The following is a 21,384-nucleotide window of genomic DNA, read 5'->3' on the forward strand; positions in this document are numbered from 1 at the left end:
TGCTCGCTGGCCTCCATGCCCAGCAAGCATCTTGAATCAGAAAATCACCCCAAAGGGAATCCCGCTTGAATCAGCCAAACGTCATCCCGCTCTAGCGTCGGCAAAGGGGGACATATGCGACATTGGTTCAGGATCAGGCACTTGTTCGACTTCAGGGGGAGGGCGTCGCGGCGCGAGCATTTCCTGTTTCTCGCAATCTTCTATGCGGCGATGTTCATTCCGTTGATGCTGATCGGCTCTATCGATGAAGCGGATGTCGTGGGCGCATCGGGGGAAAGGCATGTCGGAATACAGCTCTTCCCGCTTTATTGCATCGTCGTGCTGTTGCCGATGGCCGTCATGATGTGGGCGGTTTCGGTGCGCCGGGTGCATGATCATGGCAAGCCGTGGTTTCTGCTGCTCTTGTCGATCATTCCGCTGGTGGGGTGGATATTCTGGCTGATCATGATGCTGACGCCGGGGCACCGTCATGAAAATGCCTATGGACCCGATCCCCGGCTTTCTGCCGACGAGCGGGATGCGCAGAAATTGTCCAATATCTTCGGATAGGCATTGCCCGTTTCCATAGCGAAAGGGCTACGCAAAAATCATCCGGAGCGCTTCGCTCCTCGGATAATGCCGGATCAAAGGCCGATGCCGTAAAGGTGTCGGCCTTTTTCGCGTGCCCTCTTCATTGCGTCTCCCTGCCCTGTCGTGCCACTTTAGGGTTCGCACGAACCGAATCGCAACCTTGGGTTGACACTTAGAGCTTAGTGACTGGGCGTTGGGCAGCTGGGCCTCCCCGGCGTCGATGGTGCGTTCATCGGCGGGGGTACACAGGAGGAATGACGAAGTGGTGGAAACCCTTCCAGCGTTGAGCGAGGGGGAAAAGCAGTGCCTGCGGCTGGTGGCGCAGGGCTTCAGTTCCAAGGAAATCGCGCGGCAGCTCCATGTGTCGGAGCATACGGTCGACCAGCGCGTCCGCACCAGTTTGCGCAAATTCGGCGTGCCCAACCGCAAGGAAGCGGCGCGCCTGTTCGTTTCGGTCGAACAACGTTCGCCCCAAATCGATACATATCAGCCTTTGATATATCAGCCGGAGCCGCTTGCTTCCGATCATGAACCTGCGTCATCCCTTGATCAGCCGGACGGGCCGGATGTGCAGAGGGAGCCAAAGACGCTCCTGCGCCGCATCCTCGCCTTCGGGCCGCCGCTAGGGGGATCAACCAATGAACTGAGTATCGATGGCCGCATATTGGCGATGATCCGGGCCGCGGTTCTGACCGGGGTAGGTGTCGTCACTCTGCTGCTGCTGATAGCCGGGGCTTTCCGGGTTCTGGCCTGATCCTACCGAAATCGCCATGCTTGCAAACGCACCGTCCGGGAAGGGCGTCGTGCGAAGGAGATGACTTGTGCTCAACCTCGACCCCGCCAAGACCCAGGCCGTCGCCGACCAGACCCGCCAGACCTTCGCCGCGCTGGACAATGCGCTGGTCGACGCCGCACAGCTTACCAGCGCCTTCATCAGCGCATCGCAGGGCGCGGGCCTGACCGCTAGCGAAAGCCAGCGTATCCTGAAGCAGATTCATGACAGCGCGACCAAGATCATCGAAGGCCGCAGCGACATGGTGCGCGCCACCGCTCTGCTGACCCGCTGCATCGAACGCAGCCAGCATGAAGTGACCGCCTTCGGCTGCCCGATCGGTCTGGAAGCCCCCGAACAGGAAGGCGCACCGCGCTACCTGACCCTGGTCGCCTGACCGGGACATGGCCGTCAGCATCCGGTAGGACGCTTGATTTCTCCCCCTCAAGTCGGTGAACCGGATGTTGGCGGTTTTTTTCTGGATATTGATGTTGATGACCTGCGCCTTCGCGATCTGCTTCGGCGGACGCGAAGGGCGGATGCTGGTGGTGATCATCGTGGCGGCGGCGTTGCTGTCCATTCCGGCGCAGCTTGCCGGATCATGGCATGCCACGCAGCTCTGGCTGATGATGGTCGATGTCGGCACGCTGGGCGCGCTGATGTGGCTGATGCTGCAAAGCCCGCGCTACTGGCCGATCTGGGCGGCCGCCTGCCAGTTGATGACGGTGCTGACCCATGTCGTCACGCTGCTGCTGCACAGTTTTTCCGACCGTATCTATGCAGGCCTGAATACGGTCTGGGTCATTCCCCTGATGCTGTTTGCGATCATCGGCATCGAACTGGACCGGAAGGCGTCGCATGACCGCGCATATACCGCCTGACCGAAATGTGCCGAGCCAGGAGGCGGTCGACCTGGTGGTCGCCCTGCAACGCTGCCTGACCAATTTCCATGCGAATAAGGAAGAGCCGGCCATATTGGACGGCGAGGGCGGGGAGCAGCAGGACGCGCTGGCCCGCTATATCGAGGCGCGCCGGGTGCGCTCGATGCTGTTCGGCCAGAATCTCTTTTCCGATCCGGCCTGGGATATCTTGCTTATGCTCTATCAGGCGGAGCTGGAGGGGCGGTCCCTGACGTTGGAGCAACTAAGCGAGACGTTGCGGCTGTCGCTCAGCACCGTCGTCGGTCAGGTCGGCGTGATGGAGCGTCGCGGTCTGCTGATCGAGCATCGTAGTTCGCCCAGCAGTCGTCGCCGCAGCGCGCAGCGGCTATCCCCGCTGGCGATGGATGCGATGGCGTCCTGGTTCTCGCTCGCCTTTTCCGGCGACGACTGACGGGTCAGCGTTCCAGCGGCAGGGTGATGCTCGCGCGCAACCCGCCCCCGGCGCGATTGGCGAATGCCAGCGTGCCGCCATGGCGCTCGGCAATGGTGCGGGCGATCGACAGGCCCAGCCCCACGCCGCCGGTTTCCCGGTTGCGCGATGCTTCGCCGCGATAAAAGGGTTCGCACAGGCGTTCGATGGCCGCTTCGGGGACGCCTGGTCCCTCATCTTCGACCGCCACGGTCGCCTGTCGGCTGGTGACGGCGATGGCGATCCTTGCCGATCCGCCATAGCGCACCGCATTTTCCACCAGATTGCCGATGCAACGGCGCAGCGCGCCAGCGTCGCCCAGGATGACCGCGCGCGCGCTCTGCGTCACCGCAACATCCTGTCCCATATCGGCCAGATCGTCGGCCAGCGTTTCGACGATGGCGGACAGGTCGATCCGCACCCGCGTCGCATTGTCCGTCCCCTCGCGCATGAAGTCGAGCAGGGTGGTCACCATCGCCCGCATCTCCTCGACATCGGCCTGCGCCTTGGCGCGGGCGCCGTCGGGCAATTGTTCCAGGCGGAAGGACAGGCGGGTCATCGGCGTGCGCAGGTCATGCGCGATCGCGACCAGCATGGCGGTGCGCTCGTTCAGATAATCGGCGATGCGGGTGCGCATATGATTATAGGCGACTCCCACGGCGCGCACTTCGGGCGGTCCCTTCAGCGGCAGCGGCTCGGCGCGTTCGGGTCGTTCGGTGGCGGCGCCCTCGGCCAGACGGCGGATCGGCTGGGTGATGCGCCGCGCCACCCAATAGGCAGGCAGCAGCAGCAGGATGAAGATGCCCGCCATCAGGGTCAGCGTGATGGCGTACCAGCTGCTATTGGCGCCCTGCCGGGCCTGCACCACCTGCCAGCCATCAGCGGTCCGGCGCGCCAGTATGAAGGCGCCGTGCAGCATCATCCGGCCGGGGCCGGGTTGCGGGGCGAATGCCATGTCGGGTTCCGGCATGCCCATGGGCGGCCGATCGCGCAGCAGGTAAATGTCAGCGGGCAAGGCGGCGAGCAACAGGGCGATCTGCTTCGCGCTGCGCTGATCCTTCACCTGGCTCGTTTCGGCCAGCGGCAGCCGATCGGACTGATAGCGGGTCACGGTCCAACTGCCCGCAGGCGCATTTGCCCCCTGCAACAGGGCCGCCGCTTCGCCCAGCATCATCGGCCGGGCATGGGGCGGGGGGCCACGGAACGTCACCAGCATCATCGCGCCCAGCGCCAGCAGCAGCGTGGCTGCCACCAGCGCAACGATGCGCGTCAAAATCGACGGGTTGAAACGATCGAGGCGCGATGTCACGCCGGGCGGACCTCGGCGGTGAACATATAGCCTTCGTTGCGGATGGTACGGACCAGTTCGTCGCCGCCATCCTTGGCGCCGCGCTCCAGCTTGCGTCGCAAGCGGCTGACCTGCACGTCGATCGCCCGGTCGTAACTTTCGCTTTCATTGCCGGCCGAATAGTCGAGCAACTGGTCGCGGCTCAGCACCCGGCGCGGATGTTCGATGAAGGCGCGCAGCAGGCGGAATTCGCCATCGGTGAGCGTCACGACGACATTGTCGGGATCGGTCAGCAGGCGGGCGCCCATGTCGATCTGCCAGCCGGCAAAGCGCAGCTTCCTGCCCGAAGCCTCGGGCGCTTCCTCCGTCTGCCGCCGGTGCCGTCGCAGCACGGTGCGGACGCGGGCGAGCAGTTCGCGCGGGTTGCAGGGCTTGGGCAGATAATCCTCCGCCCCCATTTCAAGGCCGACGATGCGGTCGATATCGCTGCCGATGGCCGACAGCATGATCACCGGCAGGCCGCCGCGCGCCGCCAGACGACGCAGGATCGACAGGCCATCCTCGCCCGGCATCATCACGTCGAGGACGGCGATGTCGAAATCCTGCGTGGCGAGCGTGCGGTCCATCGCCGCGCCATCCGCCACCGCCGTCACGGCAAAGCCATGCTGTTCCAGAAAGTCGGACAGCAAGGCGCGAATGTCCGCGTCGTCGTCGACCACCAATATGCGTGAACCGTCCATATGGGGCATCAGCATATCGGCTGAAAACGCTTCCTGCAAAGTCATCCGCGCCTTTCCTGTCAGATTGCCACGCCGACCGTTACCGTACCGGCAAAGCCGTTGGTGGTGTCGCCGGTCATGGTGATGGTCATTGCTTCCTGCTGGGCGGACGTATTGTCGCCGAACACATTGTCGCTGCTGATGCTCTCGCCCGAGAAATTCGACTTGCTGCTGCTATAGGCGCTGGTCGCATAGACGGTGTTGCACGTCGCCGCAGGCATGGCGAATTGCGAGCAGAGCACCCGGTTGGCATAGGTGGTCGCCCGCGCCAGGCTGGGATAGACCTCGAAATGGATATGCGGGTAGCGCCCGTCATAGCAGCCCGGGAAGATGGTGGTGAATGTCACCTGCCCGTTGGCGTCGGTTACCTGCACGCCGCGCAGATAATTTTCTGCCGGCAGGTCATAGAGCGAATAGTCGCCATCGACCGTGCAATGCCAGATATAGATGGCATAGCCTTCCAGCACGGCGCAACTGTTGTTGGTGTTGACCAGCGTGATCGTCAGCGTGGCGTAGAGGCCGCTGGCGGTGTTGGTCGACGACCCGAAGCTGGACCGGATGTCGCTGCGTTCGATGCCGCTGTCGTCCAGCACGTTGACGACACTGCCGCTGCGGCTGTTGGAGCCATCGGCCGGATAGGGGCCGTTGGTTTTTTCCGGATCGGCGACGCAGGTGTCGGTCGATGTCGGGGTGGGCGTAGGCGTTGGTGTCGGGGTAGGCGTGGGAGTCGGTGTCGGCGTTGCGGTCGAATCGCTCGAAGAACCGGAGCCGCCGCCGCCGCAGGCGCCGACCAGCGCCGCGCCGCTGGCCGAAAAGAGCAGGCGCAATGTCCGTCGGCGGCCGATATTTTCCTTTGCCAGCGCACGCATCCGTTCCAGATCGTGCATCAACCCCTGATCATGGGGTTCGCTACCCTGCGTCATCCCGTTTCCCTCGTCTTGTCTGTTTGCAGACCCTCAGAAAAGGGGATTAGTCGGGCCATATCTCCGGCCGATTACCCAATGTAGCAGCTTTGTAGCATGATCGCCTTGCAGCAAAGCGCTGGCCTCCGCGCGTCCGGGCCCATATAGTCACCGGGTTTGTCCTTCTCCGCGAAAGCGCTACATGCATCTTCTCATCGGCCTCGCCGGCATATTGCTCATCCTCGCCATCGCTTTCGCTCTGTCTTCCGACCGTCGCGCCATCAAGCCGCGGGTCGTGGGTGCGGCCTTCCTGTTGCAGGCGGGCATCGCGCTGCTGGTGCTCTATGTGCCTGCGGGCCGGGCGATCATCGCCGGCATGTCGCATGGCGTGGCCAATCTGCTGGGCTATGCGCAGGCCGGTACGGACTTCATCTTCGGTCCATTGGCCAAGCCGGAAATTGGCGGCGGCAGCTTCGCCATCGCCGCGCTGCCGGTGATCATCTTCTTCGCCAGTCTGGTGTCGATCCTCTATTATCTGGGCATCATGCAGTTCGTCGTTCGCTGGGTCGGCGGCGCGATCGAGAAGGTGACGGGCGTGTCCAAGGTGGAAAGCCTGTGCGCCGCAGCCAATATCTTCGTGGGGCAGAGCGAAAGCCCGCTCGTCATCCGCCCCTATCTGGCCGGCCTCAACGGGCCGCAGCTTTTCACCGTGATGACCAGCGGCATGGCGGGCGTAGCGGGCACGATCCTGGCCGCCTATGCCTCCATGGGGATCAAGATCGACTATCTGCTCGCCGCCAGCTTCATGGCGGCGCCCGGCGGCCTGCTGATGGCCAAGATCATGATGCCGGACCAGCCGGAGTGCGAACCGGAACTGCCGCTGGAGGATGACATCCATCTGCCCGAAACGCGGCGCAGCGCGGCGGTGTCACAGGCGCTGAACGCGGAAACCACGCCGGGCGAGCCCATGCCGGTCGCCACCCATGATGAGGAACGGCCCGCCAATATCATCATGGCCGCCGCACAGGGCGCGCAGACCGGCGTGAAGCTGGCCGTGGCGGTCGGCGCCATGGTGCTGGCCTTCGTCGCGCTGGTGGCGCTGGCGAACGGCATATTGGGCGGTATCGGCGCGATCTTCGGCTATCCCGACCTCAGCTTCCAGATGCTGCTGGGCTATGTCTTCTCGCCGGTCATGTATCTGCTCAACATCCCCTGGAACGAGGCGCAGGTGGCGGGCGGCCTGTTCGGCACGAAGGTCGTGCTGAATGAATTCGTCGCCTATATCAATCTGGGTCAGGTGCAGGGCAGCTTGTCGCCCGCGACCATCGCCATCATCACCTTTGCCCTGTGCGGCTTCGCCAATTTCAGCTCGATCGCGATCCAGATGGCGGTGACGGGCAATCTGGCGCCCAATCAGCGGCCGATGATCGCCAAGCTGGGGCTGAAGGCGCTGGTCGCCGGCAGCCTCGCCAATCTGATGAGCGCGGCGCTCGCGGGATTGATGCTCAGCCTGTGATCGGCCTCTGATCGGGTCGAAGGCGTAACGGAAACCCTATCGCCCCTCCTGCAAATCGGTTATGGTTAACCGATGGGGGCAAATAGATTTTTCCTGGTCGCACTGGCGGCCCTGAACTGGTCGGGCATGGGCGTCGCGCAGGCGCCCGCGCCAAAGCCGGGCACGCTGGAAACCTACAAGGACTGGACCATCGGCTGCGACAATCGGAACCGGTGCGAGGCCGTGTCGTTGCTACCCGATGGCGGCGAATGGCCGGACAATCCGGTGATGGTCGGCATCGTGCGCGACGCCGGGCCGGATGCCGCCGCCGAAGTATGGGTCAGCCGCGACGCCAAGGGCGGCGGCGAGGTCAGCTTCCATATCGACGGGCGCAAGGTCGCCAGCGCCCAGAGCCGCGACGGTGACGCCACATTGCGCGGGCCGCAGGCGGCGGCGCTGGCCATCGCCATGGCGCGCGGCGGCGCGCTGGAGGTGCGATCGGGCAGCCGTGTGCTGGGCAAGCCGTCGCTGGCCGGATCGGGCGCGGCCCTGCGCTATATGGACGCGCGGCAGGGGCGGGCCGGGACCAGCACCGCGCTGGTCGCGACCGGCGTGATGGGGCCGATCGCGGTGCGTGCCGCGCCGGTCGCGCCATCGATCCGCCGGGCGATCATCTCCGCCGGCGCCGCACCTGCGAATCTGTGGCGCGAGGAACTGACCGCGCTCGGCAAGTTCACCGGATGCACGGAGGAGATGCGCGACACCAGCCAGACGCCCGACCTGCATCGCCTTTCGAAGACCGAGACGCTGATTCTTGTCCCCTGCGGATCGGGCGCTTATAATTTCACATCGGTGCCGGTGATCGCCACCGGCATTGCCGGCCGCCGCACCTTCCGCCTCGCCAGCTTCGACTATAAGCCCGGCTGGAGCGAGGAGGAGGCCAAGCCGATGCTGGTCAATGCCGGCTGGACGCCCGAAAAGTCGGAATTGTCCAGCTTCGCCAAGGGGCGTGGCATCGGCGATTGCGGCGGCAGCGAAACCTATGTCTGGGACGGCGCCCGCTTTCGCCTGACCGCCGCGACCAGCATGGGCGAATGTCGCGGCGCATGGCATTGGATCACCACATGGTCGGCCGGGGTGGTCGAGTAGAGCGGACGATTTCCATATTAAGCCGTCATTGCTTCGCTCCGCTTGCAATGACGGGTCAGTCAAGCCAACATCATCTCGCGTTAGCGCAGCGTGCGCAAAATCGAGATCACATCTATACCCGTTCGCCCCGAGCCTGTCGAAGCCTGTCCTGAGCGCCTGCCTTGGCAGGCAGTCGAAGGGGGCTGTACTTTTTGAAGAAGAGAACAGGGCTTCGACAGGCTCTCCTGAGCGAAGTCGAAGGGCCGAACGGGTCATATTGAAGGCTCAATGCTCCAAATCATTCGTGGTACGGGCTTGTCCCACGCAATCGCGCCACCGTGCTTTGCAATGGAATTTGCATCTTTAGCCCTCATATTGCGACCATGGCCAACCCTCTCCGCCAATCCACCCCTGCTCCCCGCACCTCCACCCTGCCGGACCCGATCCGCGCGGTGATCTTCGACATGGACGGCACCTTGCTCGAAACCGAGGCGGTGCATCGGGACGCCTTCGCGCAAACCGGACAGGCGCTCGGCTGGCCGCTGTCGGACGCATTGCTGCTTTCGATGGTCGGCATCCATCGTGACGAAAATGAGCGGATGCTGGCCGCCCATCTGGGGCCGGACTTTCCGCTGGCGCGCTTCTATGCTGACAGTGACGCGCTGTTCGAGGCGGCGGTGGAGGCGGGCATTCCGCTCCGTCCCGGCGCGGAGCTGATCCTGGCGCATCTGGCGCAGAGCGACATTCCCATGGCGATCGCGACCTCGACCGCCGCCCCCTTCGCCCAGCAGCGGCTGGAGCGGATGGGGCTGCTCCCTTATTTCGACGTGGTCGTCACCCGCAGCGATGTGGAACATCCCAAGCCGCATCCGCAGCCCTATCTGCTGGCGGCGCAGCGCCTGGGCGTCGACCCGGCTTATGTCGTCGCGGTGGAGGACAGCCATGCCGGCGTCCGCTCGGCCGTCGCGGCGGGCATGGCGACGGTGATGGTGCCCGACCTGCTGCCGCCGACCGAAGAACTGGTCCTCGCCTGCGCGCAAGTGCTGCCGAGTTTGACCGATCTGCGGGATCTGCTGCTGGCTACGGGATAAGCGACTCTCCACACCGTCATCCCCGCGCAGGGGTGAGATTCGATCCGCCTGGTTCCGAACAAGAAACCGTCAGGACCGTGCATCTTGGCAGGATTCTATCGGAGCCTTTTCGTACGGAAGATAGTTTCCGTCACTGGCCAGCATGGTGAATCCTGACAATTCATGCTCATCAAAAACACCACGACGATGGCCATTGACGGTTTTGAAGAAATCCAGAAACCAGCCTCCACCTAGCCGCGCGATGCGATAGACATAGCGGCCATTGACGGGGTCAGCGACAATAGGGGCCTGTGCTGCAAGTATTATCCCGGTCTTGTGGCGTTCCAAATCGAAGCCAATGCGGGGGAAGTTTTTCTGGAGTATGTCCATTCCGTCAGCCTCAAGCCTGATGGGCGATCCAACGGTAGTTGTGTAGCAGCCAAATACGATCGATTTAGCGGGTGGCGGAGTTGGAAAGAGCAATGATCGTGCAATGGCCAGAGCTGTAAATAGGAGCGCTCCTGTAACGAGGGCAATTTTGCCTGTCCGCACAAGGGAGGTTTCTTCAACGCTCATTCAAAGATGGTGGCACCTTTGGCACGATAGTCAACGACCGCTTCCAAAAAGCAGCCCTTTGTAAGCGGTTGGTAAAAGCTGATGGGAACAATCCATCATCCCGTCCCCTCACCCCGCCTCCGCCAGCACCAGCGCGAACAATCCTTCCGCATCGGTCCATTCCTGTGTCGGTTCCCATCCGCCCGCGCGCAGCAGCAGGCGTTCGTCGCGGGCGCCATATTTGTGGCTGCTTTCGGTGTGGATCGTCTCGCCGACGGCCATGTGGAAGCATTGGCCCGCGACATGGAAATGCAGCGGCCGCACCGCTTCCAGATGCATTTCGATCCGCGCTTTCTCGTCATTCCAGATGGCGCGATGGGCAAAGCCGTCGATCGGCAGGTCGCCTTCCAGTTCGCGGTTGATCCGGGTGAGGAGGTTGAGGTTGAAGGCCGCCGTCACCCCCTGCGCATCATCATAAGCGGCGACCAGCCGGTCCCTGTCCTTGATCCGGTCCATGCCGATCAGCAGCATGGCGCCCGGCCCCAGCAGGCGCCGCATCGCGCGCAGCAGGTCGACCGCGGCGTCCGGCTCCATATTCCCGATGGTGGAGCCGGGGAAGAAGCCCAGCCGGGGCATGGCCGCGATCGCGTCGGGCAGATGCAGCGGCCCGTTGAAGTCGCCGACCAGCGGCAGCACCGGCAGGTCGGGAAAGGCCTGCGCCAGCGCCGCGCTGCTGGCGTGCAGGAAATCGCGGCTGATGTCGATCGGCACGTAGGCCGCAGGGGCGATCGCGCACAGCAGATGCGGCGTCTTGCGCGCGCTGCCTGCCCCGAACTCCACCACTGCGCGCCCGGCGCCGACCGCCGCGCCTACGTCGCCGCCATGGCGCTGGAGCAGCAGCGTCTCGGTCCGCGTGGGATAATATTCGGGCAGGCCGGTAATATCCTCGAACAATTCCGATCCCCGCTGGTCGTAGAACCAGATGGGCGGCGTCGCCTTGGGACTGCGCGACAAGCCATCGATTATGTCGCGGCGGAAGGCCGGATCGATGGCGCGCGAAACAGATGGGCTGTCGTCGGTCAGCAGCATGGGGCCTAGAGATCCTTTGCCAGCCGCAGCCCGGTGAACTGCCAGCGTTGGTGGGGGTAGAAGAAATTGCGATAGCTGGCCCGCACATGGCCGCGCGGGGTGGCTGCGCTGCCGCCCTTCAGCACGAACTGGCCGGACATGAACTTGCCATTATATTCGCCGACCGCGCCCGCCGCCGCGCGAAAGCCGGGATGCGGGCGATAGGCGCTGCCGGTCCATTCCCACACATCGCCGAACATCTGCGTTAGCGCGGCGCCCGGTTCCGCGGGTAAGGGCCGGGGGCAGCCCGCGCCATCCAGCAACCGGCCATGGACCGGCGCGACATTCTGCGCCGCGCTTTCCCATTCCGCTTCCGTCGGCAGGCGCGCACCGGCCCAACTGGCATAGGCGTCCGCTTCATACAGGCTGATATGGGTGACGGGCGCGGCGGGGTTCACCGGCTGGCGGCCATCCAGCCCGAAGCGGCTCCAGCCCGCTTCCCCCTGTTTCCAGTAGAGCGGACTGTCGATCGCCTCCGCCTGCACCCAGGCCCAGCCGTCCGACAGCCAGTGGGCAGGCTCGCGATAGCCGCCATCCTCGATGAAGGCGATCCATTCGCCATTGGTTATAGGGCGATGCGCCAGCGCGTGGGGATGCAGCACCGCCTTGTGCCGTGGCCCCTCGCAATCGAAGGCGAAGCCGCTGCGGCCATCCCCTCCGATCTCGACCAGCCCCTGCCGCCCCTCGATCCAGTGGAGCGGCCCCGGCAGGTCGACCGGCGCGGCGCTGGGCGCGTTGAACAGGGCGGGTTCAAGCGGATTGCACGAAAACAGGTGCAGCAGGTCGGTCAGCAGCAATTCCTGATGCTGCTGCTCATGCTGAAGGCCCAGAGTCACCAGCGCCCGCGCCTCCTGCGGCACCATGCCCAGCGCGCCGATCAGCGCCGCGTCGACATGGGCGCGATAGGCCCGTATCTCAGTCAGCGTCGGGCGGGTGAGCATCCCCCGCTGCGGCCGGGCATGGCGCGGCCCTTCCGCCTCATAATAGCTGTTGAACAGGAAGGCGTAGCGCGCGTCGAACGGGCGATAGCCCGCCACATGATCGCGCAGGACGAATGTCTCGAAGAACCAGCTTGTATGGGCCAGATGCCATTTGGCGGGCGATGCGTCGGGCATCGACTGGACGGTCGCATCGGCATCGGACAGGGGAGCGGTCAGCGCCTCGCTGAGCGCCCGAACGGCGCGATAGCGTTCCTCCAGATCATCCTGATGGGCGTCCATCCAGCTTCTGGCCATGCCTGCCCTTTCCCGATACGGTTGCGCCGCTCTCTTGCCTGAACAAGCGCATGAAGGGGCAGGGGGTTCCGGCCTGCTGTCGGGTCACACCTCCTGAAAGAGCGGCGCGGCGCGGCAGATGCGGTCGCGGCCGGATTGCTTGGCGTCGTACAGGGCTTCGTCGGCGCGGGCGAAAGTCTCCTCCAGATCGCCGCCATGCCAGCGACAGATGCCGGCGGAAAAGCTGATCGGGCGGCCATGCACGTCGCCGATCGGGTGGCTGCGCATCCGGCTGGCGATGCGGGCCAGCGACCAGCTTGCCTCATCCTCGATACAATCCTGGAAGAAGATGGCGAACTCCTCGCCGCCCCAGCGCGCGACCAGATCGACCCGGCGCATCAGCGCGGACAGGCGCGTGGCGAAGGCGGCGAGCACCCGGTCGCCTTCCTCATGACCCTTCAGGTCGTTGACCCGCTTGAAATAGTCGATGTCGATGATCGCGATGCAGCCGCGGCGCCGCTCGGGCGGCAGCGCGTCCAGTTCTGCCAGGAAACCCCGGCGATTGGCGATGCCGGTCAGCGGGTCTTCATGCGCGGCCTGATGCAGATCCTCCATCCGGTCGCGGGTCGCGCTGGCGACGCGCTGGACCCCGGCATAGAGCGTCTGGATCACGTCGCCCACTTCGGGCAGGGCGACGCCTTCCTCCTTCGCTTCATGCAGCGCATCGGCCAGCGCATGGATCGGATTAAGCAGCGCGCCGATGCCGAACAGGGCGATGGCGGTGCCGACCACGGTGGCGAGCGTCAGCAGTATGAACTCCGCCAGCGCGATGCGGCCGGTCGAAAGCCCCCAGACCAGATAGCCGAGCAACGGCATATGGGTGGCGACGAAGCAGAGGGTGAAGAGGCGCAAGCGCAGAGATCGTGGAAAAATAAAAGACGTGGCAAGATAGAATTGCACGGCATCCCCCGTTTATTGTGCGACTGCTGAAGGCATGTCCGGGGACGGGTCTAAACGCATGCTGAAGAAACAGGGTTAACGCGCCGCTACCGGACAAAGCGTGTGGCGGGCGAGTCGAGCCGTGTTGTTGCGCCGCGTCCGACTTTTAGCGGGAGGCGCCAGGCACCCATTTGACGTCGGCGGCGCCATTATCGTTCAGCCGCCTCGCCAGCACGAACAGCAGGTCGGACAGGCGATTGAGATAGGCCAGCGCATGCGGGTTGAGCGCGACCTCTGCCGCAGCGGCGGTGGCGCTGCGTTCGGCCCGGCGGGTGATCGCGCGGGCCAGATGGACGGCGGCGGCGGCAGGCGATCCGCCCGGCAGGATGAAGCTGTCCAGCGGGGCGAGACCGGCATTCACCCTGTCGATTTCCTGCTCCAGCCGGTCGACCTGCCCCGCGATGATGCGCAGCGCCCAGGGTTCGTCCGCGCCCTCGGGAATCGGGGTGGCAAGGTCTGCGCCCAGATCGAACAGGTCGTTCTGGATCATGGTCAGCCAGCGACTTTCCGGCCGGGCGCCCATGGCGACGATGGCCAGGCCGATCGCGCTGTTCGTCTCATCGACATCGCCCACCGCCTGCATGCGCGGCGCATGTTTGGGCAGGCGCGATCCGTCGACCAGACCGGTGGTGCCACTGTCGCCGGTGCGGGTGTAGATCTTGTTCAGCTTGACCATCGGCTTGGTCCTTGATGTGTGCGAGTTGAGTGCTGGCGATCCTTCTAAAATCCTCCCCTGCAAGGGGAGGGGGACCGCCGCCGTAGGCGGTGGTGGAGGGGGTTCGCCTCCTGGCGCAACAACGCATCCTGTGGCCCGCCCCCTCCGTCAGCCCTTCGGGCTGCCACCTCCCCGCGAGCGGGGAGGACGGACCTCTAGCCGTGGCCCTTGGACATCAGCAGGATCGCGACGATGATCACCGCGCCCGCCTGAAACAGGATGCGGTTCATCATCATCTTGTTCTGTTTCAACCGCGCAGGGCTGGGGCCGCTGCCTTCCGGCGCGTTCAAATCCTCCTTGGTCGTCTGGAGGAAGGCGATGATGCCGCGGACCAGCGCGACCAGAGTCGCGATCATGGCCAGGATCAGGGCGATGACGAGGATCGTAGTCATGGACGCGATGCTAGGCGCTTGCGAGCGCGATGCCAATGGGAAAGCGCCTGGCGCGCAGGTCGGCCGCCAGCGCGTGCGGATCGACCCCCTGCGCCCGCAGATCGGCCAGCGCGATCGATCCGTCCCGCTTGGCCAGCCGCCGGCCATCCGGCCCCACCAGCAGCGGATGGTGGAGATAGGCGGGGGAGGGCAGGTCGAGCAGCGCCTGAAGCAGGCGGTGGATATCGGTCGCATTGCGCAGGTCGTCCCCGCGCAGCACATGGGTCACGCCCATCGCCGCATCGTCCAGCGTACAGGACAGATGATAGCTGGCCGGCGCATCCTTGCGCGCCAGCACGACATCGCCATGGGCGAGGGGGTGAGCGATGTGCGGGCCATCCTCCCTTACATCGTCATCCCCGAGAAGGCGGGGATCCATCTCTCGTCCTGTCTCTATGGCAGCAGGCTGGGCGAAGGGTTCCCGCTTTCGCGGGAATGACGGGAGGGGCAGCGCGCGCCATGTCAACGGCCCCGCCTGCGCCACCGCCTTTGCCATATCGATCCGCCACGCATGCGCTTCCCCCGCCGCGATCCGGCGCGCGCGCTCCGCTTCGTCCAGTCCCCGGCACGTCCCCGGATAGGCTAGCCCCTCCGGCCCGTGCGGCGCGGTCAGGCTGGCCTGAATATCGGCGCGGGTGCAGAAACAGGGATAGAGCAGGTCCATGGCGCGCAGCCGGTCCAGCGCCGCCTCATAATGGTCGATCCGCTGCGACTGGAAGACGATCTCGCTATCCCAGTCCACGCCCAGCCAGCGCAGGTCTTCCACTATCCCCGCGACATGCTCGGGACGACTGCGGGTGCCGTCTATATCCTCGATCCGCAGCCGGAAGGCGCCGCCCGCCGCGCGGGCCATGTCCAGCGCCAGCAGCGCCGACCAGCCATGGCCCAGATGCAGCCTGCCGGTGGGGCTGGGGGCGAAGCGGGTCACCATATGCTGTGGTGCGGCAAGATGAGTCATACAGGCTCTTGACGGATGATATTCGTTAATGCTGTCATGCCCTTGTCACGTTGCTGGCGGATCAGCGGCGGCGGCCAAGGGGGAAGAAGGTTTCTATGTACCATCCCGACCTTATACGACATCCGGAAAATTGTCCGGCGCTGGTGTTGAATGCGGATTACACGCCGCTCAGCTATTATCCGTTGAGCCTGTGGCCCTGGCAGACCGCCATCAAGGCGGTGTTTCTGGATCGGGTGGACATCATCTCCAGCTATGAACGACAGGTTCACAGCCCCAGTCTGGAAATGAAGATCCCCTCGGTGATCGCGCTGAAACAATATGTGAAGCCGTCCGAACATCCCGCCTTCACCCGGTTCAACCTGTTCCTGCGCGACAAATTTTCCTGCCAATATTGCGGCGTCACTCATGACCTGACCTTCGACCATGTCGTGCCACGCCGCGCAGGCGGGCGCACGACATGGGAAAATGTCGCCACCGCCTGTTCGCCCTGCAACCTCAAAAAGGGCGGCCGCACGCCGAAGGAAGCGGGCATGAAGCTGCATGTCCAGCCGATCCGGCCGACCAGCTGGCAATTGCAGGAACATGGCCGCGCCTTCCCGCCCGGCTATCTGCACGAAAGCTGGCGCGACTGGCTCTATTGGGATGTCGAGTTGCTGGCGTGACCGGCGCGCGGACGCGCAGGCTGCTGCTTGCGGGCCTGCTCCTTCTGCCCGGCGCACTTCATGCGCAGGAGGATCATAGCGGCCTCACCCGCGCCAAATATGTGCGCGGTTGTCTGATGTGCCATAATCGCGCCGCCCCCGAAGGCATTTCGCCCGCCATATTGGCCGGCCTCACCCCCGAACGCGGCCTGACCCCGGCAAAGGCGATGCCGGGCGTCACCTGCTGGCGCCGCTGCACGACCTGCTTTCCGCCGGAGCCGAAAGCGGCGTCATCCGGGCGTTGACGGCATGCGGGATTGGACGATTCTGACTATTGATCGTAGGGTTTCCGCTTTTGCTTCCCACCGGACCGTGATGCGCTTGCCGAATCCCATCGGTCTTGATGCTGCTGCTGAGTTTTTCGGCCCGCCCGTCCCACGGACGGGCTCTGAAGGCCGGGCCCTCGCTATCGCTCGGGAGTTTCGCCGGAAGCCGCCCCCCGGACGGCTTCCGGCGAAACTGGTGGGCGATGACGGGCTCGAACCGCCGACATTCTCGGTGTAAACGAGACGCTCTACCAACTGAGCTAATCGCCCCCTGTTCGGGAAGCGCCTATCTAGGCGAAAAAGCGCGGCGGTCAAGCGCTGAGCATCAATTGCTGAGGAAACGGCGGCTGGCGCCGAACCAGCGGGCGAGGGAGTCGGCGGCATCCTGTGCCAGGGCGATAAAAACGCGGCGGCCGTCGAGCGGGTCGGCCTGTCGTTCGACCAGCCCCTTGTCAGTCAGGATGCGTATCCAGCGCAGCGCCGTGGTCGGTGGCACGGCGGCGGCGATGCACAGGCTGGAGACGGACACCCGTTCCTGTTCCAGTCGGGCGGCGAACAGGTCGAGCAGCATATCCCAGGCCGGATCGGCAAACAGGTCGCCGGGCAGGAAATCGGCGCGGATGCGGCGGGCGCGCAGCATGTCGCGAATTTGCGAACCGGTGACGGCGGGGGTGGGTTTGTCGGCCGGCGTTGCTTGCGGGACGGCGCCGATCGGGGAAAGCGCGGGCATGCCGATATAGTCGCTCGGCCGGTCGGCCATGCGCGGGCCAAGGTCGAAGCTGGGTACGGCGCTGAGGTGGCTGCGCTGGGTCAGGACGTCGATGGTGCGGGCGAGGCGGGCGACTTCCTCGCTCAACTGTTGCAGCCGGACGCTGTCCCGATCGCCCTCATGCACGCGGTCGATTACGGGGCGCTGTTGGCGTGCGGTGACCAAGGCGGCCGCCAGTTCGGTGCGATCAGGGTCGCAGAGCAGTTGCGAATGGGGGCTGCGCAGGCAGGCGAAGGCGAGTTCGACCGTTTCCCCGCCCGTGACCAATATGACGGCCATGCCGGTGTGGATCGCCTGGGTTTCGATCTGGACCAGAAGCTGCTCCAGCATCGGCATGGCGGCGGGGCAGAAGAGCAGCAGCGTATCGCACTGGCTCTGCGCATCCAGCCGGGCCATGGCGTCGGCCAGCGGGGTGACGCCCAGCAACCGCAGACCGGCCGCCTGCGCCACCGGTTCCAGCGCGTCGCGATCGATCCGGTCGGCCAGTACGAGCAGGCTGCTGCGCGCATCGGGCGCGGCAACCGGATCGGCCTGACCGCCGGCGGGGAGGGCGTAGGAAAAATCTTCCATCATGATCCGAGTCCCGTTCTATCTTCGTTCCTGAGACTAAAGCAAGAACGGATCGGATCAGCCCGATAAAGGGCCGTTATGAAGATAAACTGGACCGGAAGGCGGGATTTGACCCTGTGCGGCGGTGGCTGGCGCCGCTTTTCCTCCACCTTGCCACCATATTGGCGGCAGGGCGGAGGAAATTTCCTGTCGTTCCGTAGGGCGCGCGCAGATCACTCCATTATGGAGTCATTCCCTCAAACCGCCGTGGCGCGGGCGAAGTCGATATAGAGGGCGCGCAGGCGGGTGGCGACCGGGCCGGGCGTGCCGTCGCCGACGTTCTGGCCGTCGATCCGGACGATCGGCAGGCAGAAGGTCGACGCGCTGGTCATGAAGGCTTCCTTCGCGGCGAGCGCTTCGGCAATGGTGAAGGGGCGGCGGATGACCGCCAGGCCGCTTTCCTCCGCCAGCGCGGTGAGCGCCGCGCCGGTGCAGCCTGCCAGCACCGACTGGCTGTAGGGGCGGGTGACGATGCCTTCGTCGGTGACGATGAAGGCGGTGGAGGAGGCGCCTTCGGTAACGAAGCCGTCCTCGATCATCCAGGCTTCCTGCGCGCCGGCATCCTTGGCGACCTGCTTGGCGATCGCCTGGGCGAGCAGGCCTACGCTCTTGATGTCCCGCCGCGCCCAGCGCTGGTCGGGCATGGTGGCGACGGCGATGCCGGTCGTCGCGGCGGGCATGTCGACGAAATTCTTGTCCTGCACGAACATGAACAGGGTCGGTTGCAGGTCGGTGGGGGCGATGAAGTCGCGGGTGGTGTCGGCGCCGCGGGTGATCTGGAGATAGACCAGCCCCTGCGACAGGCTGTTGCGGGCGACCAGTTCTTTCTGTGCCGCCTCGATCGCGTCCAGCGACATCGGCAGGCTGATGCCGATCGCGGCGGTGGAGCGTTCCAGCCGGGCGAGATGGCTGGCGCTGTCGATCAGCCGCCCTTCGATTACGGCGGCGACTTCGTAAATACCGTCGGCGAACAGGAAGCCGCGATCGAGCGGGGAAATGCGGACTTCGTCCAGCGGCAGATAGCTGCCGTTCAGATAGGCGACGGACATGGGAAAAGGGCGATCCTTATCGATGGGCGTTGCCGGATGCCTTTGCCGCTCGCGGGGGCGGGGTCAAGCGGGCCGCGGGGTGATAGGGGGCGTAACTTTTGGAATAGGGAGCGGGCGGGAATAGGATTTCCGATGCTTAACTTCGCATATTTCCCATGGATCGTGACATTTTATTATGTGGCGCTGATCCTATCGGAAAGTCTGACGGGGTGGGCGGTTGGTTCTTTTCTGCCGTAAACGAAGGACGTAGGACAGCGTGGCGGCCTGCCTCAGGCCGCGTCCTTCGTGTCGAGTTCGCCGATGCCGGTCAGGATGAAGGCGCCGGTTTCGGGCAGTTCGACGCGCAGTTCGAGCTTGCCGCCCGCTGCTTCCACGAAACGGCGCAGGGTGGAGAGATAGAGATCGGTCTGGCGCTCGATCTTGAGGACCGAGGGTTGCTTGATGCCTAGGCTCTGGGCGATCTGTTCCTGACTGCGTTGCGCCAGCTTGCGCAGCGCCTTCAGTCCTTCGATCTCGGCATGCATCTCCGCCGCGCGGGCGCGGATGCGATCCTGCCGTTCCTGGGGGAGGGAAGCCATGACCTCGTCCAGCGTGCGTCCCATCTTATCATCTTTCCATATCTGCGAGATGATCGGCAAAGCGTTTGTCCGCCTTTGCGATCAGGCTCTTGTAAAAGCGTTTCTGCGCCACGCCTGCCTTGTCGCCCGCCACCAGCAGGATGGCTCGTCGTTTTGGGTCGAATGCGAAGGCCACACGCCAAGCCCCATCATTGGCATCGAAGCGCAATTCCTTCATATTGGCATAACGCGATCCCGCCAACGTATCGACATGCGGTCGCCCCAGCCAAGGGCCAGTTTCCTGCAACAGCAAGGCGACCGATACCATGGCGTCCTGTACGGATTGCGGCAGAGCGTCGAACTCGCGATCGAAGGCGTCGTGAAAATCGACCGTCCATGCCATGACATGGATATAGCCTAAAAGCTATATATTGTCGACTCTTTCCTGCCATTCCCATTTATTTCTAGCGTTCATCAAGCCGCCTTGCCCTTGAGCGCCTTCTGCCGCCGTCTTTGCACTGAGGAGCCGATGCCCATCGCCTCGCGATATTTCGCCACCGTGCGGCGGGCTATGTCCATGCCTTTGGCGCGGAGCATGTCGACCAGCGTGTCGTCGGACAGGATGGCCTGCGGATCTTCGGCGCCGATCAGCGCCTTGATGTGGCTCTTGACCGCTTCGGCCGATACCGCGCCGCCATCGCCGCCCGAGGAGGAGACGCCGCTGGAGAAGAAATATTTGAGTTCGTAAAGGCCGCGCGGGCAGGATAGATATTTGTTGGAGGTGACGCGGCTGACCGTGCTTTCATGCATGCCGATCGCGTCGGCGACGGACTTGAGCGTCAAGGGCTTCAGATGCGCGACGCCCTGATGGAAGAAGGCTTCCTGCTGTTGCAGGATTTCGCTCGCCACCTTGATGATCGTCTTCTGCCGCTGGTCCAGCGCTTTGACCAGCCAGTTGGCGCTGGCGAGGCAGTCGGCCAGCCAGGCCTTGCTATTCTTGTCCTGCGGGCCGTGCGACAGTTCGACATAGTAGCTGCGGTTCACCAGCACGCGGGGCAAAGTGGCGCTGTTGATCTCGATCGCCCAGCCGCTCTTGACCGGGCGCACGAACAGGTCGGGCGTGACCGGTGCGGCGCGATCACTGGCGAAGCGCAGGCCGGGCTTGGGATCATAGCCGCGCAGTTCGGCGATCATGTCGGCCATATCCTCCTCATCCACGCCGCAGATGCGGCGTAGCTGCGGCAGCGCGCCTTTGGCCAGCAGGTCGAGATTGGCCAGCAGCCGGGCCATGCAGGGATCGTAGCGGTCGGCTTCCTTCGCCTGAAGCGCGAGGCATTCGGACAGGCTGCGGGCGCCCACGCCGGTGGGATCGAAATCGTGGATGACGCCCAGCACCCGTTCCACATCATGGAGCGGGACGCCCAGCGCATGGGCTGTCTGGAGCAGATTGGCCTCCAGATAGCCGGCATCGTCGATCTGGCCGATCAGCTGGATCGCGATGATCAGGTCCATGTCGCCCAGCGCGGCGCGGGCCTGATCCATCAGGTGCACCTGAAGTCCGACATCGGGCGCGGCGAAGCTGTCGAAGTCGGGCGCATCCTCGCTATAGCTGCCCGACAGTGCATCCATGCCGCCCCCGCCCGATCCCATCGCCGCCTGATCGGCCGGGCCGTCATCGATGAAGGTATCGGCGCCATGATCGACGTCCAGTGGATTATCCGCGCCGCCAAGGCCCTGCGCGATCAGATCGTCTGCGCCGCCGGTTTCGGCAGAAAGGGTGGGCTGTTCCACGTCCCGGTCGATGCCGTCAGGTATGGGCGAGCCATCATCGCCGCCGCCGGATTCGAGCAGCGGGTTCTTTTCCAGTTCGCCCGCGACGAACGCCTCGATCTCCAGATTGGAGAGCGCCAGCAGCTTGATCGCCTGCTGGAGCTGCGGCGTCATCACCAGAGACTGGCTCTGGCGGATGTCGAGGCGCGGCCCGAGCGCCATTATGCAGTCTCTCCTTCACCGTCATGCTGAACTTGTTTCAGCATCCATGGTGCGGCAGCAGCAGACATGGGCGGAGGTGCATTATGC

Annotated in this window: 25 protein-coding genes and 1 tRNA gene; 10 read left to right on the forward strand and 16 right to left on the reverse strand. The window is 64.5% G+C overall.

All coding sequences use genetic code 11. The annotated features are described in order from the left end of the window. The first annotated feature begins 141 nt into the window (after positions 1–141). The 5 genes from BMX92_RS18165 to BMX92_RS18185 all read left to right on the forward strand — a co-directional run bounded on the left by BMX92_RS18165 (position 142) and on the right by BMX92_RS18185 (position 2,674). Positions 142–549: a DUF805 domain-containing protein gene (locus tag BMX92_RS18165; RefSeq protein ID WP_177185128.1), complete on the forward strand. Its 408-nt coding sequence runs from the start codon at positions 142–144 to the stop codon at positions 547–549. A 286-nt stretch (positions 550–835) separates the two neighbouring features. Then, a complete protein-coding gene (locus BMX92_RS18170; protein WP_256213492.1) occupies positions 836–1,324 on the forward strand; it encodes a helix-turn-helix domain-containing protein in 489 nt (162 codons plus the stop codon). A gap of 67 nt (positions 1,325–1,391) precedes the next feature. Beyond that, positions 1,392–1,739, forward strand: a complete 348-nt coding sequence (locus tag BMX92_RS18175; RefSeq protein WP_093019108.1) for a hypothetical protein — start codon at positions 1,392–1,394, stop codon at positions 1,737–1,739. A gap of 64 nt (positions 1,740–1,803) precedes the next feature. Next, positions 1,804–2,223: a hypothetical protein gene (locus tag BMX92_RS18180; RefSeq protein ID WP_093019110.1), complete on the forward strand. Its 420-nt coding sequence runs from the start codon at positions 1,804–1,806 to the stop codon at positions 2,221–2,223. Then, positions 2,201–2,674 (forward strand): MarR family transcriptional regulator, encoded by a 474-nt coding sequence (locus BMX92_RS18185; RefSeq protein ID WP_093019112.1) that lies wholly within the window; start codon positions 2,201–2,203, stop codon positions 2,672–2,674. The genes BMX92_RS18180 and BMX92_RS18185 overlap by 23 nt, the downstream gene beginning before the upstream one ends. 4 nt (positions 2,675–2,678) lie before the next feature. On the opposite strand, the gene BMX92_RS18190 is transcribed toward BMX92_RS18185, so the two are convergent. The 3 genes from BMX92_RS18190 to BMX92_RS18200 are packed head-to-tail and all read right to left on the reverse strand — an operon-like array spanning position 2,679 to position 5,682. Further along, complete coding sequence (locus BMX92_RS18190) at positions 2,679–4,001, reverse strand: sensor histidine kinase (protein ID WP_256213493.1); 1,323 nt, start codon at positions 3,999–4,001, stop codon at positions 2,679–2,681. Next, complete coding sequence (locus tag BMX92_RS18195) at positions 3,998–4,765, reverse strand: response regulator (RefSeq protein WP_256213494.1); 768 nt, start codon at positions 4,763–4,765, stop codon at positions 3,998–4,000. The genes BMX92_RS18190 and BMX92_RS18195 overlap by 4 nt, the downstream gene beginning before the upstream one ends. Before the next feature lie 14 nt (positions 4,766–4,779). Then, positions 4,780–5,682, reverse strand: a complete 903-nt coding sequence (locus BMX92_RS18200) for an intradiol ring-cleavage dioxygenase (RefSeq protein WP_093019114.1) — start codon at positions 5,680–5,682, stop codon at positions 4,780–4,782. A 181-nt stretch (positions 5,683–5,863) separates the two neighbouring features. Here BMX92_RS18200 and BMX92_RS18205 point away from each other — a divergent pair, with 181 nt between their 5' ends. From BMX92_RS18205 to BMX92_RS18215, 3 genes are all read left to right on the forward strand, one after another. Beyond that, positions 5,864–7,177 carry a NupC/NupG family nucleoside CNT transporter gene (locus BMX92_RS18205; protein ID WP_093019116.1) on the forward strand — a complete coding sequence of 438 codons (1,314 nt, stop codon included), beginning with the start codon at positions 5,864–5,866 and terminating at the stop codon, positions 7,175–7,177. Between the two features lie 72 nt (positions 7,178–7,249). Beyond that, entirely contained in the window at positions 7,250–8,305 is a 1,056-nt protein-coding gene (locus BMX92_RS18210) for a DUF1176 domain-containing protein (protein ID WP_093019118.1), read from the forward strand. 362 nt (positions 8,306–8,667) lie between these two features. Further along, positions 8,668–9,375 carry an HAD family hydrolase gene (locus BMX92_RS18215; RefSeq protein WP_093019120.1) on the forward strand — a complete coding sequence of 236 codons (708 nt, stop codon included), beginning with the start codon at positions 8,668–8,670 and terminating at the stop codon, positions 9,373–9,375. Between the two features lie 69 nt (positions 9,376–9,444). Here BMX92_RS18215 and BMX92_RS26990 read toward each other — a convergent pair whose 3' ends face one another. From BMX92_RS26990 to gluQRS, 7 genes are all read right to left on the reverse strand, one after another. Continuing rightward, a complete protein-coding gene (locus BMX92_RS26990; protein WP_143066821.1) occupies positions 9,445–9,930 on the reverse strand; it encodes a hypothetical protein in 486 nt (161 codons plus the stop codon). A 108-nt stretch (positions 9,931–10,038) separates the two neighbouring features. After that, positions 10,039–10,998 (reverse strand): L-histidine N(alpha)-methyltransferase, encoded by a 960-nt coding sequence (gene egtD, locus BMX92_RS18225; protein WP_093019124.1) that lies wholly within the window; start codon positions 10,996–10,998, stop codon positions 10,039–10,041. 5 nt (positions 10,999–11,003) lie between these two features. Then, a complete protein-coding gene (egtB, locus tag BMX92_RS18230; protein WP_093019126.1) occupies positions 11,004–12,272 on the reverse strand; it encodes an ergothioneine biosynthesis protein EgtB in 1,269 nt (422 codons plus the stop codon). Positions 12,273–12,356: 84 nt separating this feature from the next. After that, positions 12,357–13,211 carry a GGDEF domain-containing protein gene (locus BMX92_RS18235; protein WP_093019128.1) on the reverse strand — a complete coding sequence of 285 codons (855 nt, stop codon included), beginning with the start codon at positions 13,209–13,211 and terminating at the stop codon, positions 12,357–12,359. A gap of 145 nt (positions 13,212–13,356) precedes the next feature. Next, positions 13,357–13,926 carry a cob(I)yrinic acid a,c-diamide adenosyltransferase gene (locus BMX92_RS18240; protein ID WP_093019130.1) on the reverse strand — a complete coding sequence of 190 codons (570 nt, stop codon included), beginning with the start codon at positions 13,924–13,926 and terminating at the stop codon, positions 13,357–13,359. Positions 13,927–14,120: 194 nt separating this feature from the next. Then, on the reverse strand, positions 14,121–14,357 hold the full coding sequence (locus BMX92_RS18245) for a twin transmembrane helix small protein (protein ID WP_093019132.1): 237 nt from the start codon (positions 14,355–14,357) through the stop codon (positions 14,121–14,123). Positions 14,358–14,367: 10 nt separating this feature from the next. Next, on the reverse strand, positions 14,368–15,354 hold the full coding sequence (gene gluQRS / locus BMX92_RS18250) for a tRNA glutamyl-Q(34) synthetase GluQRS (protein ID WP_093019134.1): 987 nt from the start codon (positions 15,352–15,354) through the stop codon (positions 14,368–14,370). Positions 15,355–15,449: 95 nt separating this feature from the next. On the opposite strand from gluQRS, the gene BMX92_RS18255 reads away from it, so the two are divergent. Together BMX92_RS18255 and BMX92_RS18260 are read left to right on the forward strand one after the other, a co-directional pair. Continuing rightward, positions 15,450–16,016, forward strand: a complete 567-nt coding sequence (locus tag BMX92_RS18255) for an HNH endonuclease (protein WP_093019136.1) — start codon at positions 15,450–15,452, stop codon at positions 16,014–16,016. Then, positions 16,013–16,300 (forward strand): hypothetical protein, encoded by a 288-nt coding sequence (locus tag BMX92_RS18260; protein ID WP_256213495.1) that lies wholly within the window; start codon positions 16,013–16,015, stop codon positions 16,298–16,300. The genes BMX92_RS18255 and BMX92_RS18260 overlap by 4 nt, the downstream gene beginning before the upstream one ends. Positions 16,301–16,515: 215 nt before the next feature. On the opposite strand, the gene BMX92_RS18265 is transcribed toward BMX92_RS18260, so the two are convergent. From BMX92_RS18265 to rpoN, 6 genes are all read right to left on the reverse strand, one after another. Next, positions 16,516–16,591 (reverse strand) — tRNA-Val (locus tag BMX92_RS18265). A 55-nt stretch (positions 16,592–16,646) separates the two neighbouring features. Beyond that, a complete protein-coding gene (locus BMX92_RS18270) occupies positions 16,647–17,663 on the reverse strand; it encodes a MarR family transcriptional regulator (protein ID WP_093019138.1) in 1,017 nt (338 codons plus the stop codon). Positions 17,664–17,896: 233 nt separating this feature from the next. Further along, positions 17,897–18,748, reverse strand: a complete 852-nt coding sequence (locus BMX92_RS18275; RefSeq protein ID WP_093019140.1) for a D-amino-acid transaminase — start codon at positions 18,746–18,748, stop codon at positions 17,897–17,899. A 269-nt stretch (positions 18,749–19,017) separates the two neighbouring features. Beyond that, positions 19,018–19,326, reverse strand: a complete 309-nt coding sequence (locus BMX92_RS18280) for an XRE family transcriptional regulator (protein ID WP_371262391.1) — start codon at positions 19,324–19,326, stop codon at positions 19,018–19,020. 28 nt (positions 19,327–19,354) lie between these two features. Then, complete coding sequence (locus BMX92_RS18285) at positions 19,355–19,708, reverse strand: type II toxin-antitoxin system RelE/ParE family toxin (RefSeq protein ID WP_093019144.1); 354 nt, start codon at positions 19,706–19,708, stop codon at positions 19,355–19,357. A gap of 71 nt (positions 19,709–19,779) precedes the next feature. Then, complete coding sequence (rpoN, locus tag BMX92_RS18290; RefSeq protein WP_093019146.1) at positions 19,780–21,297, reverse strand: RNA polymerase factor sigma-54; 1,518 nt, start codon at positions 21,295–21,297, stop codon at positions 19,780–19,782. Positions 21,298–21,384 lie beyond the last annotated feature (87 nt).

The sequence above is a fragment of the Sphingobium sp. YR768 genome, from assembly GCF_900111125.1.
GTDB lineage: Bacteria > Pseudomonadota > Alphaproteobacteria > Sphingomonadales > Sphingomonadaceae > Sphingobium.